Origin of the sequence: Rhizobium aethiopicum (assembly GCF_900094625.1) — a bacterium.
GTDB classification, from domain to species: Bacteria; Pseudomonadota; Alphaproteobacteria; order Rhizobiales; family Rhizobiaceae; genus Rhizobium; species Rhizobium aethiopicum.
Map to the genome: position 1 here is coordinate 209,787 of NZ_FMAJ01000009.1, position 12,566 is coordinate 222,352.

Sequence of the window (12,566 nt, forward strand, 5' to 3'; positions counted from 1 at the left end):
CCGATGATGGCGATACCGTTCTCACGACCGCTTGCGCTGACCCAGGGCGACCCCGCCGGCATCGGACCGGACATCACCCTGATGGCCTGGCTCCGGCGGCGTGAACTCGGGCTTCCACCTTTTTTCCTGATCGGCGATCCGAATATCTTGGCGTTGCGAGCCCGCCAGCTCAATCTGGCGGTTTCCATCCGTGAGATCGACAAGGCCGACGAGACAACTGCCATATTTGCCGATGCGCTGCCCGTCATGAGCGTGCCGGCCGGCGTCGAGATTGTGGCCGGGGAGCCGCATGCGGCGACGGCGAAGGGCACGATCGCGGCCATCGAGAAAGCCGTCTCGCTTGTTTTGGGCGGCGAGGCACTCGCGGTCGTCACCAATCCGATCGCCAAGGCCGTGCTCTACGAAGCAGGTTTCCGATTTCCAGGCCATACCGAATTTCTCGCCGATCTTGCCGCCAGGGCGACCGGCAGGCCGGTCACGCCGGTGATGATGTTGTCGGGACCGAAACTCAGGGCCATTCCCGTCACCATCCACATCCCGATCCGAAACGTGCCGCAGGCGCTGACGGACGAATTGCTTGTGGAAACCTGCCGGATCGCTCATGAGGATCTGAGGCAGCGCTTCGGCATCGAAGCGCCGCGGCTCGCGGTCGCCGGCCTCAATCCGCATGCAGGCGAATCCGGCATGATCGGCCAGGAAGACGAGGACGTCATCCGTCCGGCGATCGAGCGCCTGCGTGACGAGGGTATCGATGCGATCGGCCCCCTGCCCGCCGATACGATGTTTCATGACGAAGCGCGGGCGCGCTACGATGTCGCCATCTGTATGTATCACGATCAGGCCCTGATCCCCGCCAAGGCGCTCGGTTTCGACGACAGCGTCAACGTCACGCTCGGGCTTCCCTTCGTACGAACCTCGCCGGATCACGGCACCGCTTTTGGCATTGCCGGCAAGGGATTGGCGCGTGAACAGAGCCTGGTTGCGGCGCTAAAACTCGCCGCCCAGCTCGGTCGCACTTGGGAAAGCCGCCACTGATGGCAGCACTTGATGGCCTGCCGCCGCTTCGCGACGTCATTCAGCGTCACGGCCTCGACGCGCGCAAGGCGCTCGGGCAGAACTTCCTGCTGGATCTCAACCTGACGCAGAAGATCGCCCGCACCGCAGGCGCGCTAGAAGGGACCACCGTTTTCGAGGTCGGCCCCGGCCCCGGCGGATTGACGCGTGCGATCCTGGCGCTCGGCGCCAAGAAGGTGATTGCCGTCGAGCGGGACACGCGCTGCCTGCCGGCGCTTGCCGAGATCGCCGATCACTATCCCGGCCGGTTGGAAGTGATCGAAGGCGACGCGCTGAAGACGGATTTCGAAGCATTGGCACCGGAAGGCCCGGTCAAGATCATCGCCAACCTGCCTTATAATGTCGGCACACAGCTGCTGGTCAACTGGCTGTTGCCGAAATGCTGGCCGCCGTTCTGGCAGTCGCTGACGCTGATGTTTCAGAAGGAAGTCGGCGAGCGTATTGTCGCCGGCGAGGACGACGACCATTACGGGCGCCTCGGCGTTCTCTGCGGCTGGCGGACGGAGGCGCGCATGGCCTTCGACGTGCCGCCGCAGGCATTTACGCCGCCGCCGAAGGTGACCTCTACGGTCGTGCACTTGCTTCCTCGTGGAAACCCCATTCCCTGCGCCGTCGCCAATCTGGAGAAGGTCACGCAAGCCGCCTTTGGCCAGCGTCGCAAGATGCTGCGTCAAAGCTTGAAACCGCTCGGCGGCGAAAGCCTTCTCGTCAAGGCCGGCATCGATCCGGCGCGTCGGGCAGAGACCTTGTCCGTCGAGGAATTCTGCCTTCTCGCCAACAATCTTTAGAGAGACGGCGTCTCTTCCAGCAGTTCCCGGACGAAATCGAACATGCCGTGGCGGCGGTCGCGGCGCAGGCGTTCGGCCCTGACGATCGACTGGACGGCGTCGAACGCGGTGTTGAGATCGTCATTGACGATGACATAATCATATTCGCGCCAATGGGCGATCTCGGCGCGGCTGTTGGCCAAACGCGTCTGGATGACCTCCTCGGAATCCTCGGCACGGCGGTGCAGCCGCGACTGGAGTTCCGTCATGGTCGGGGGCAGCACGAAGATCGAGACAACGTCGGCCGACATCTTCTCCTGCAATTGCTGGGCGCCCTGCCAATCGATATCGAAGAGCATGTCCCGGCCTTCGGCCATGGCCTGCTCGACCGGCTCGCGCGGCGTGCCGTAGAAATTGCCGTGCACCTCGGCCCATTCGAGCAGCGAGTCGCTGTCGCGCAGCCGCTCGAACTCGCGCACGCTCTTGAAGTGGTAATGCACGCCTTCGACCTCGCTCGGGCGGCGCTGGCGCGTGGTGACGCTGACGGAGAGGCCGATATGCTTGTCGGTCTCCAGAAGCGTGCGCGCGATAGTGGACTTGCCGGCGCCCGACGGCGACGAAATGACAAGCATCAGACCGCGGCGGGCGATCTGCACGGGCGAGGATTTCGCCGGGTTCATGTCCTACTCCAAATTCTGGACCTGCTCGCGGAACTGGTCGATCACGACTTTCAATTCGATGCCGGCAGCGGTGACCGCCGAGGCATTCGACTTCGAGCAGATGGTATTCGATTCTCGGTTAAATTCCTGTGCAAGGAAGTCCAGCCGGCGCCCGGCAGGCCCACCCTTCACCAGGAGATCGCGCGCTGCGGCGATATGCGCCTTCAGGCGGTCGATTTCCTCGCGCAGATCCGCCTTTGTCGCCAATAATGCGGCTTCGGCATGCAGCCTGTCACGGTCGAGCGCGGCCATGCCGTCCAAAAGCAAGGCGACCTGTGCGGTCAGCCGGGAGGCGATCTCCGCTGGCGAACGTGAGGGATCCATCTCGATCATCCGCGTCAGACCCTCGATCGTCGCGACGTGATCGAGAAGGATGCGGGAAAGCGCCGCCCCTTCCTGTGCACGCATCGCCCTGAGATCGGCAAGCGCGGCGAGCAGGCCGGCGATAATATCGGCATCACGGGCGGCAAGCGCCTCCTCGCCATCCTCGCCCTCACGAAACTCCACGATGCCGCGCACGAGAAGCAGCGTATCGAGCTTCAACGGCGAGGGATCGATCACGTCCACCAGTTGCTCGCGCATGGCAAGCACGGCAGCGAGCGCCTCTTTGTTCAGAACCGCCTCGAAACGGTTCTCGTCGGCGGTGACCGATAGCGATGCCTGCAGATTGCCGCGACTGAAGCTTTCGCCGGCAAGGCGGCGAACCTCCGCCTCCAGGCGTTCAAGGCCGGGCGGCAGGCGCAGGCGCAGATCGAAGCCCTTACCGTTGACCGAGCGCAGCTCCCACGCCCAGCGCCAGCGGCCGCTTGTTCCCTCGCGCCGCGCAAAACCGGTCATGGACTGCAAAGCCATGCGAGCCTCCCGAAAACTGTCAGTTGATCTTCTTTTTCTTCGGCGGCACGACGGTCGCGCCATTTTCGCCCGGCTGCTCTTCCGGCTGGCCGTCGACGGCGATGTTCGGGTCCGAACCTTTGTCGGCCTCGAGCTGACGCCAGCGCTTGACGTTGGCATTGTGCTCCTCGAGCGTAGCGGCAAAAACGTGGCCGCCAGTGCCGTCGGCGACGAAATAAAGATCCTGGGTTTTCCAAGGGTTGGCGACGGCTTCCAGCGCATCCTTGCCGGGATTGGCGATCGGCGTCGGCGGCAGACCCTTGATGACATAGGTATTGTAAGGCGTATCGCGCTTCAGGTCCGACTGGTAGATCGGCCGGTCGGCCGGTTTTCCCTCGCCACCGAAGAGCCCGTAGATGATCGTCGGATCGGACTGCAGGCGCATGCCCTTACCAAGCCGGTTCAGGAAAACGGAAGCGACATGGGCACGTTCGTCGGGAACGCCGGTCTCCTTTTCGACGATCGAGGCGAGGATCACGAATTCTTCCTTGGACCGCAGCGGCAGCGTGGAGTCACGCTTATCCCAAATTTGATCGACGAGCTTCTGCTGTGCGGCCGCCATCTGTTCGATGATTTCCGAGCGCTTGGTGCCGCGTGAGAATTTATAGGTATCCGGACGCAGGCTGCCTTCCATCGGCAGTGCGGCCGGCAGATCGCCTTCCAGCACCGGATCCTGCAGCATGCGGTCGAACATCTGGCGGACCGTCAGGCCTTCGGGGAAGGAAACCGAATAGAGAATGGACTTGCCCGATTTCAGCAGCTCCATGATATCGCTCATCGAGGCTCTCGCCTTGATCTCGTATTCACCGGCCTTCAGGCTCTCGCCGGCGGAAAGATGCGTCGCCGTGAGGTAACGGAAGATTCGCGCATCGGAGATGATCGCGTTGCGCTCGAGGTTCGAGGCGATTTCCGCCAGGCCCGCACCGTTGCGGACGATGAAATTGGTGTTGGTCTGCAGCGGGCCCGGGCTCTGATAGGTCGAGGTCGCGTAGTAGAAGCCGATGACAGCGAGCACGCAGACCAGGACCGTCATCGTCATGATGAAGTTCAGGAAAAGGACGATCTGGCTGCGAGCGTTCTTCGAGCGTTTCGGCGGCTCCGGAACACGTTCGGGACGCAGGGCTTCGCTCGGCGACTTCGGGATGATCGGTCCCTTCTGCGCCTGGGTATCGCTGCTCTGGTTCGTCGTATCGCTCACCGGCAATCCTCTATAACTGGGCCCTCATTCCGCTATTTCGCGAAGCAATGCGGCAAAAAACAGGTTCTGCCACTGTTCAACGAAGCCGCTGCCGGTCGTTGTGCTTTCACACGGCCTGCTACGACGGGACCGTTATTGTGCGTAGCGGCGCAGCACGAGCGATGCGTTCGTACCGCCGAATCCGAACGAGTTGGACAGGGCCACGTTGATTTCTCGCTCACGCGCCTTGTGCGGAACAAGATCGATCGCCGTCTCGCGTTCGGGATTGTCGAGATTGAGCGTCGGCGGCGCGATATTGTCGCGGATGGCAAGCGTCGCGAAGATCGCCTCGATCGCACCGGCAGCACCGAGAAGGTGTCCCGTCGCCGACTTGGTGGAGGACATGGAGATCTTCGACGCCGCGTTGCCGACCAGACGCTCGACCGCCCCGAGTTCGATCGTGTCGGCCATGGTCGAAGTCCCGTGGGCGTTGATGTAATCGATATCGGCCGGCGCCAGGCCGGCGCGCTTCAGCGCCATCGCCATGCAACGGCCGGCACCCTCGCCGTCTTCGGAAGGCGCGGTGATGTGATAGGCGTCACCCGACAGGCCGTAGCCGACGACCTCGGCATAGATCCTGGCGCCGCGGGCTTTCGCATGCTCCAGCTCTTCGAGCACGACGATGCCGGCGCCCTCGCCCATGACGAAGCCGTCGCGATCGCGGTCATAGGGGCGCGAGGCCTTCTGCGGGTTATCGTTGTGCTGAGTCGAAAGCGCCTTGCAGGCGGCAAATCCTGCCAGCGAAATACGGCTGACGGGAGATTCCGTACCGCCGGCGACCATGACGTCGGCATCACCGAGCGCGATCAGCCGCGCGGCATCGCCGATCGCATGAGCACCCGTCGAGCAGGCGGTGACGACCGAATGATTGGGTCCGCGCAGCTTGTGGCGGATCGAGACCTGGCCGGAAACGAGGTTGATCAGGCGGCCGGGAATGAAGAAGGGGGAGATGCGGCGCGGACCTTTGTCGCGCAGGGTGTAGCCTGCCTCGACAATGCCTTCGATGCCGCCGATGCCGGAGCCGATCAGCACGCCAGTGGCAATCTGATCCTCATCCGTCTCGGGATGCCAGCCGGCATCGGCAAGTGCCATGTCGGCGGCGGCCATGCCGTAGATGATGAAGGGATCGACCTTGCGCTGCTCCTTCGGCTCCATCCATTGGTCGACATTGAAGGTGCCGTCGCTGCCGTCACCGATCGGGATACGGCAGGCGATCTTGGCGGCAAGGTCATCGACCTCGAATTCGGTAACGAGGCGGGCGCCGTTTTGGCCGGCGAGCAACCGGGACCACGTCACCTCAGTTCCGCATCCCAAGGGTGATACCATGCCGGTACCGGTGATGACGACACGTCTCATCGCGTGCTCTCCCCCGTCTCATATATTCTATGGAGAAATATGCCGAAAAGAAAAGGGCGGACTCTAGGCCCGCCCTTTCTCATATATACAGGATCAGGCCTGGGCCTTCTCAATAAACTTGACTGCATCACCGACCGTCAGGATCGAGTCGGCAGCGTCGTCAGGAATTTCAACGCCGAATTCTTCTTCAAATGCCATGACAAGTTCGACCGTGTCGAGCGAGTCAGCGCCCAGATCGTCGATAAAGCTCGCGCTCTCGACGACCTTGTCGGCATCGACGCCAAGATGATCAATAACAATTTTCTTTACGCGTTCTGCGATATCGCTCATGTCGGTTTCCTCGACCTTATGTCCTGATCGGAATGCCGTTGCGGCACCCCTACCCTGTTTCAGCCTGCGATGTTTTCAGACATCCTCGGCAAACTCGTTTACCCGGCTTCAGAGATGTCCCAGGCTTGCGAAAAGCCCGCCGGTCCGTCTGCTTTCTCGGGACGACTGTTCACAGTCATTGGCCCGCTTAACATGGTTTAAGTCTGCCGCAAAGCCAGAAAATCAACGCTTCGTGATTGCTCAACATGCTATTGCGGGAAATATCACCATGCCGACAGTTTATCGTTTCAGATCATCGCCATGCCGCCGTTTACATGCAGCGTCTGGCCGGTCATGTAGGCAGCTTCGGCGGACGCAAGATAGGCAACCGCCGAAGCGACCTCGCCCCCTGTGCCCATCCGCTTCATCGGGATCGCGCCCATGATCGCTTCCTTCTGCTTTTCGTTCAGCTTGCCGGTCATGGCGCTTTCGATGAAGCCGGGCGCGACGCAGTTGACGGTCACGTTGCGGGTGGCAATTTCCTGCGCCAAGGACTTGGTGAAGCCGATCATCCCGGCCTTGGAGGCGCAGTAGTTAGCCTGTCCCGGATTGCCGGTGACGCCGACGACGGAGGTGATGTTGATGATGCGGCCATAACGGCGCCGCATCATCGGATGCGTCAGCTCGCGCGTCAGGCGGAAGGTGGCGGTGAGATTGACCTCGAGGACCGCGTCCCAATCCTCGTCGCTCATGCGCACAAAGAGGCCGTCCTTGGTGATACCGGCATTGTTGACGAGGATATCGACGCCTTCGAGATCGGCTTCCACTTTCTGGCCGAGCGCCTTGACCTCGTCGCGGTCGGACAGGTTCGCCGGGAAGATCTTGACGCGCTCGCCGAGGTCGGCCGCCAGCGCTTCCAGCTTCTCGACACGGGTGCCGTGCAGGCCGACGATTGCCCCCTGCTTATGAAGAAGGCGGGCGATTTCCTCGCCGATACCGCCCGATGCGCCAGTGACGAGAGCCTTGCGGCCGGAAAGATCGAGCATGGAAACGTTCCTTGTATCTGGAGATATCAATCAGGCCATGAGGGCGGCGACCGCCGCGTCGATATCAGCCGGGCCGCTGATGGAGATGCCGTTGACTGTCTTGTCGATGCGGCGGGCGAGGCCGGTGAGCACCTTGCCGGAACCGAGTTCGTAAAGCGTGGTGACGTTGTTTGCGGCAAACCATTCGACCGTTTCACGCCAGCGGACCTGCCCTGTGACCTGCTCGACGAGAAGGCCCGCGATCTCCTCGGCATTGGTGACCGGAGCAGCGCGGACATTGGCAATGACGGGCACGGCCGGGTCGGCCTTCTTCACGCCAGCCAGCGCCTCGCGCATGGCCTCGGCGGCGGGCGCCATCAGCGTCGAATGGAAGGGGGCGGAAACCGGCAGCAGGATGGCGCGCTTGGCGCCCTTGTCGGTGGCAAGGCCGGCGGCCTTTTCGACAGCGGCCTTCTCGCCGGAGATGACGATCTGGCCGCCGCCATTATCGTTGGCGATCTGGCAGGCGCCGATCGCGGCGGCCTCCTCGCAGACGGCGACGACGTCGGCATGTTCGAGGCCGATGATCGCGGCCATGGCGCCGACGCCGACGGGGACGGCCGCCTGCATGGCATTGCCGCGGATGCGTAGCAGCCGCGCAGTATCGGCGAGCGAAAAGGTGCCGGCGGCGCAAAGTGCGGAATATTCGCCGAGCGAGTGGCCGGCGACGTAGGCGACCCTGGACTTCAGATCCAGACCTTTGGCCTCCAGAACGCGGACGACGGCGATCGACACCGCCATCAGCGCCGGCTGGGCGTTCGCCGTCAGCGTCAACCTGTCCTCCGGACCGTTGAACATCACGTCAGAAAGCTTTTCCCCGAGCGCCTCGTCGACCTCGTCGAAAACGGCGCGGGCTTCCGCGAAATTCTCGGCCAGATCCTTGCCCATGCCGACGGCCTGACTGCCCTGGCCGGGAAAAGTGAAAGCGATAGTCATTTTCATGTCCCTGATTGCGCCTGTGGAGGCCGTTTTGCCTCCAATTGACATTCTTTCCCGCAGAGTCAAGTGGCGGCACCTACTCCGCAAAGGCTTTCGCGCGCGCGCAAAAGCCCGGTTTTTGCTCTTGCGCTCAGCCAAATCCGGCCTAGATTTGCGCAGACTTCCCCAAGACTTCGATCTCTCCCAAGGTTTCCCATGAAGTACAATTCTCTAGGCCGCACCGGCATCTCCGTTTCAGAAATTTGCCTGGGCACCATGACCTGGGGCTCGCAGAACAGCGAAACCGACGCGCATGCGCAGATGGATTACGCCGTCGAGAAAGGCGTCAATTTCTTCGATACCGCCGAGCTTTATCCGACGACGCCGGTCTCGGCCGAAACCCAGGGCTGGACCGAAGATTATATCGGCAGTTGGTTCGGCAAATCAGGAAAACGCAAAGACATCGTGCTCGCCACCAAGGTCGCCGGCCGCGGCCGGGATTATCTGCGCGGCGGCGAAGGCGCCGATGCGAAGAACATCCGCCTGGCGCTCGAGGCCAGCCTCAGGCGGCTGAGAACCGATTATGTCGATCTCTACCAAGTCCACTGGCCGAACCGCGGCCATTTCCATTTCCGTCAGAACTGGAGCTACGATCCGTTCAAGCAGGATCGGCAGGAGGCTGTCGCCAATATGCTCGATATCCTGGAAACGCTTGACGCGCTTGTGAAGGAGGGCAAGATCCGCGCGATTGGCCTTTCCAACGAGACCACCTGGGGCATCCAGAAATATCTGACGCTCTCCGAACAGAAGAGCCTGCCGCGCGTTGCAAGCGTCCAGAACGAATACAATCTGCTCTACCGCCATTTCGACCTCGACCTCGCCGAACTCTCGTATCACGAGGATGTCGGGCTGCTCGCCTATTCGCCGCTCGCTGGCGGCATCCTGACCGGCAAATATGTCGATGGTCAGAGGCCGAAGGGTTCGCGCGCTTCGATCAATCCCGATATCGGCGGCCGGTTGCAGCCGCTGCAGGAGCCGGCGACCAAGGCCTATCTGGCACTCGCACGCAAATACGGGCTCGACCCGGCGGCCATGGCGCTCGCCTTCTGCCTGTCGAGACCCTTCATGGCCTCGGCCATCATCGGAGCGACCTCGATGGAGCAGTTGAAGGTCGATATCGGCGCAGCCGACCTGACGCTTTCGGACGAGGTTCTGGCGGAGATCGCCAAGGTGCATCGGCAGTATCCGCTGACGCTGTGACCGCATTCGAGACGGCCCGGTATGGCTTTATCGGCCTGCGCCGGGCTTTTCTGCCGCGTGCACTTGCCTTTCGCGTAAAAATCCGTATAAGCCGCGCTGTTCGTTAACCCGGTCTTCTGGCTGGTGGCTGAACGGAGGGCCGATTTTCCCATGGAAATCGTTCGGAACGGAAGCGTTCCAGCCTCCCGTGTCTCCGCTCTCGACCGTCTCGGAAACGCTTTTCTTGCCTGGGTCCGCCCAATCAGGAGCAGTCGTTGAGGCTTAGCCGCCGAATATCGGGTTGAACCAAACGCAAGAAAGGCAAAGCTGTCATGGCTCTTTATGAACATGTATTCCTTGCCCGGCAGGATATTTCCGCCCAGCAGGTCGATGCCCTCGTAGAACAATACAAGGGTGTGATCGAAGCTAACGGCGGCAAGGTCGGGCGCATCGAGAACTGGGGCCTCAAGTCCCTCACCTATCGCATCAAGAAGAACCGCAAGGCACACTACGCCCTGATGGACATCGATGCACCGGCCGCTGCGATCCAGGAAATGGAACGCCAGATGCGCATCAGCGAAGACGTTCTTCGCTACATGACCATCGCCGTCGAAAAGCACGAAGAAGGCCCGTCTGCCATGCTGCAGAAGCGCGACCGCGACGACCGCGGCCCGCGCGAAGGTGGCGACCGTGGCCCGCGTCGCGAATTCGGCGACCGTCCGCCGCGCCGTGATGGCGATTTCCAGCGTGGCCCGCGTCCGGACCGCGCTCCCCGCGAAGACCGTGCATAAGGAGATATAAGAATGTCTGAAGCTTCCTCCGCACCGGTTCGTCGTCCGTTCCATCGCCGTCGCAAGACCTGCCCCTTCTCCGGCGCAAACGCACCGCGGATCGACTACAAGGACGTACGCTTGCTGCAGCGCTACATTTCCGAGCGCGGCAAGATCGTTCCGTCCCGCATCACGGCCGTATCCCAGAAGAAGCAGCGCGAACTCGCCCAGGCGATCAAGCGCGCCCGTTTCCTCGGCCTGCTGCCCTACGTCGTCGCCTGATCGGCCGACGGGATCATATCTGAGGGAAGGCATTCGTGCCTTCCCTTCTCCCTTCCGCGATGGGCGCGGATCGGAATTCTTAAAACCCATGTTGAGACGTTTCTGAATTCGATTCAGCAACAGCCTCTAACTGCTTGATGAAGCAGGACAGCGACCTTGAAACGACCGGATATCAAAACGCTGCTGATCGGCGCACTCGCCGGATTGACCGCCGCCCTGCTGGTGCTGGGCGCAAGCATGCAGCCGTCGTTTTTCAGCGCGCTCCTCTACACAGCCTCGGCGCTGCCAATCCTGCTCGTCGGGCTCGGCTGGGGCAATGCCGCAGCGATTTCGGCCGTGGTCACCGCAGCGGCGCTCGGAGCTATCTTCACCTCGCCGTCTTTTGCCCTGATCATGACGCTGGTGACGCTGCTGCCGGCCGGCTGGCTGAGCCACCTCGCCAATCTCGCCCGTCCCGCCTCCGAACTTGGCGGCCCGGACCATCTGCTTGCCTGGTACCCGCTCTCCGATATCCTGCTGCATCTGTGCGGCCTGGTGACGTTCGCCGTCATCGTCATCGGCGTGATGATCGGCTATGGCCCCGAGATCACCGATCCGATCGTTGATCTGCTGATCACCTCGGTCAAACAGCAGCAGCCGGAATTCATGCCCGATCCCGCGGCAACCGCGCAGACCAAATCGCTGATCCTGCTCATGCTGCCGGTCGTACAGGGCGGCATGTGGGTCAGCATGCTGTTTGCCGCCTATTATTTCGCCGTGCGCATCGTCGCGGCATCCGGCAGGGGCCTTCGGCCGCGCGAGGATATTCCTTCGTCGCTTCGCATGAACCGCAATTCGATCTTCATTTTCCTGGCCGGACTTGCTGCCTGCTTCTTCGGCGGCGTTCCGGCGCTCGTCGGCGCGACCGTGATCGGCACCTTCGGCGCCGGCTTCATGCTCTCCGGCTTCGCCTCGCTGCATTTCCGCACACGCGGCAAGGACTGGCGCATACCGGCCCTCATTCTCTGCTATCTGGCTTCGATGCTCATGCTGCTGCCAGCTCTCCTCATCCTGGTCGTGGGTCTCAGCGATACGCGCAAGGCGATCGCGCTCACCCCGGCGAAAGATGGCGATACCCCCAAACAATCCGATACGAAAATCTGAGACACAAGAAAGGAAAAGAAAATGGAAGTCATTCTTCTCGAACGCATCTCCAAGCTCGGCCAGATGGGCGAAACCGTAAAGGTTCGCGACGGCTTTGCCCGTAACTACCTGCTGCCGCTCGGCAAGGCGCTGCGCGCCAACGCCGCCAACAAGACCCGCTTCGAAGCCGAGCGCGCGACGCTCGAAGCCCGCAACCTCGAGCGCAAGTCGGAAGCCCAGAAGGTCGCCGACGTTCTCGACGGCAAGTCCTTCATCGTCGTGCGCTCCGCCGGCGAAACCGGCCAGCTCTACGGCTCGGTCGCTGCCCGTGACGTCGTCGAGATCCTCGCCGCCGAAGGTTTCAACATCGGCCGCAACCAGGTTCACCTCAACACGCCGATCAAGGCAATCGGCCTGCACAAGGTCGAGCTGCAGCTGCATGCCGAAGTCGAAATCAACGTCGAACTGAACGTTGCCCGTTCTGCCGAAGAGGCAGAGCGCCAGGCAAAGGGCGAAGAACTCACCTCGGTAGACGCGATCTACGGCGTCGATGAAGACGCGCTGCGTCCGGAAGATTTCTTCGATCCGGAAGCCGACGGCATCGACGAAGACGAAGCATAATTCTCGCCGGACATTCCGCGAGAGGAAAGCCCGGCCACCGCGCCGGGCTTTTTCGTTTCCGTTTGTTCAGCGTCCCCGCGGCCGCCGGTCGGCGTTTAACAGGGGATTGTCCGGATGTTTTTGCTGCGTGCCCGATGTCATCGCGCTAACATATCCTTCTCCGGAGCGGGGTGAGC

Annotated in this window: 14 protein-coding genes; 7 read left to right on the forward strand and 7 right to left on the reverse strand. The window is 62.0% G+C overall.

The features are described 5' to 3' along the window. The first annotated feature begins 6 nt into the window (after positions 1-6). Positions 7-1,035, forward strand: a complete 1,029-nt coding sequence (pdxA, locus tag GA0061105_RS20340) for a 4-hydroxythreonine-4-phosphate dehydrogenase PdxA (RefSeq protein ID WP_092752534.1) — start codon at positions 7-9, stop codon at positions 1,033-1,035. Continuing rightward, positions 1,035-1,862, forward strand: coding sequence for a 16S rRNA (adenine(1518)-N(6)/adenine(1519)-N(6))-dimethyltransferase RsmA (gene rsmA, locus GA0061105_RS20345; RefSeq protein ID WP_092752470.1), 828 nt, complete (start codon positions 1,035-1,037; stop codon positions 1,860-1,862). Before pdxA ends, rsmA begins: the two co-directional genes overlap by 1 nt. Here the strand turns inward: rsmA and gmk are convergent. The 7 genes from gmk to fabD form a co-directional block, all read right to left on the reverse strand. Next, complete coding sequence (gene gmk / locus GA0061105_RS20350; protein WP_064692474.1) at positions 1,859-2,521, reverse strand: guanylate kinase; 663 nt, start codon at positions 2,519-2,521, stop codon at positions 1,859-1,861. The genes rsmA and gmk overlap by 4 nt on opposite strands. Before the next feature lie 3 nt (positions 2,522-2,524). After that, positions 2,525-3,412 (reverse strand): YicC/YloC family endoribonuclease, encoded by an 888-nt coding sequence (locus GA0061105_RS20355; protein WP_092752471.1) that lies wholly within the window; start codon positions 3,410-3,412, stop codon positions 2,525-2,527. A 19-nt stretch (positions 3,413-3,431) separates the two neighbouring features. Then, on the reverse strand, positions 3,432-4,649 hold the full coding sequence (gene mltG, locus GA0061105_RS20360; RefSeq protein ID WP_064692684.1) for an endolytic transglycosylase MltG: 1,218 nt from the start codon (positions 4,647-4,649) through the stop codon (positions 3,432-3,434). 132 nt (positions 4,650-4,781) lie between these two features. Further along, complete coding sequence (fabF, locus tag GA0061105_RS20365; RefSeq protein WP_064692472.1) at positions 4,782-6,044, reverse strand: beta-ketoacyl-ACP synthase II; 1,263 nt, start codon at positions 6,042-6,044, stop codon at positions 4,782-4,784. Between the two features lie 93 nt (positions 6,045-6,137). Then, the gene (locus tag GA0061105_RS20370; protein WP_003547058.1) at positions 6,138-6,374 is read right to left on the reverse strand and encodes an acyl carrier protein; all 237 of its coding nucleotides are present in this window, start codon (positions 6,372-6,374) and stop codon (positions 6,138-6,140) included. A gap of 287 nt (positions 6,375-6,661) precedes the next feature. Beyond that, positions 6,662-7,399, reverse strand: coding sequence for a 3-oxoacyl-[acyl-carrier-protein] reductase (gene fabG / locus GA0061105_RS20375; protein ID WP_092752473.1), 738 nt, complete (start codon positions 7,397-7,399; stop codon positions 6,662-6,664). Positions 7,400-7,429: 30 nt separating this feature from the next. After that, on the reverse strand, positions 7,430-8,374 hold the full coding sequence (fabD, locus tag GA0061105_RS20380) for an ACP S-malonyltransferase (RefSeq protein WP_064692682.1): 945 nt from the start codon (positions 8,372-8,374) through the stop codon (positions 7,430-7,432). A gap of 198 nt (positions 8,375-8,572) precedes the next feature. Between fabD and GA0061105_RS20390 the strand changes: the two genes are divergently transcribed. From GA0061105_RS20390 to rplI, 5 genes are all read left to right on the forward strand, one after another. After that, positions 8,573-9,616: an aldo/keto reductase gene (locus tag GA0061105_RS20390; RefSeq protein ID WP_092752475.1), complete on the forward strand. Its 1,044-nt coding sequence runs from the start codon at positions 8,573-8,575 to the stop codon at positions 9,614-9,616. A 311-nt stretch (positions 9,617-9,927) separates the two neighbouring features. Then, on the forward strand, positions 9,928-10,386 hold the full coding sequence (gene rpsF, locus GA0061105_RS20395; RefSeq protein WP_004680499.1) for a 30S ribosomal protein S6: 459 nt from the start codon (positions 9,928-9,930) through the stop codon (positions 10,384-10,386). A gap of 12 nt (positions 10,387-10,398) precedes the next feature. Then, positions 10,399-10,647 (forward strand): 30S ribosomal protein S18, encoded by a 249-nt coding sequence (rpsR, locus tag GA0061105_RS20400; RefSeq protein ID WP_004680498.1) that lies wholly within the window; start codon positions 10,399-10,401, stop codon positions 10,645-10,647. 156 nt (positions 10,648-10,803) lie between these two features. Next, on the forward strand, positions 10,804-11,790 hold the full coding sequence (locus GA0061105_RS20405) for a DUF2232 domain-containing protein (RefSeq protein ID WP_064692469.1): 987 nt from the start codon (positions 10,804-10,806) through the stop codon (positions 11,788-11,790). 21 nt (positions 11,791-11,811) lie between these two features. Beyond that, entirely contained in the window at positions 11,812-12,390 is a 579-nt protein-coding gene (gene rplI / locus GA0061105_RS20410) for a 50S ribosomal protein L9 (protein WP_064692468.1), read from the forward strand. Positions 12,391-12,566 lie beyond the last annotated feature (176 nt).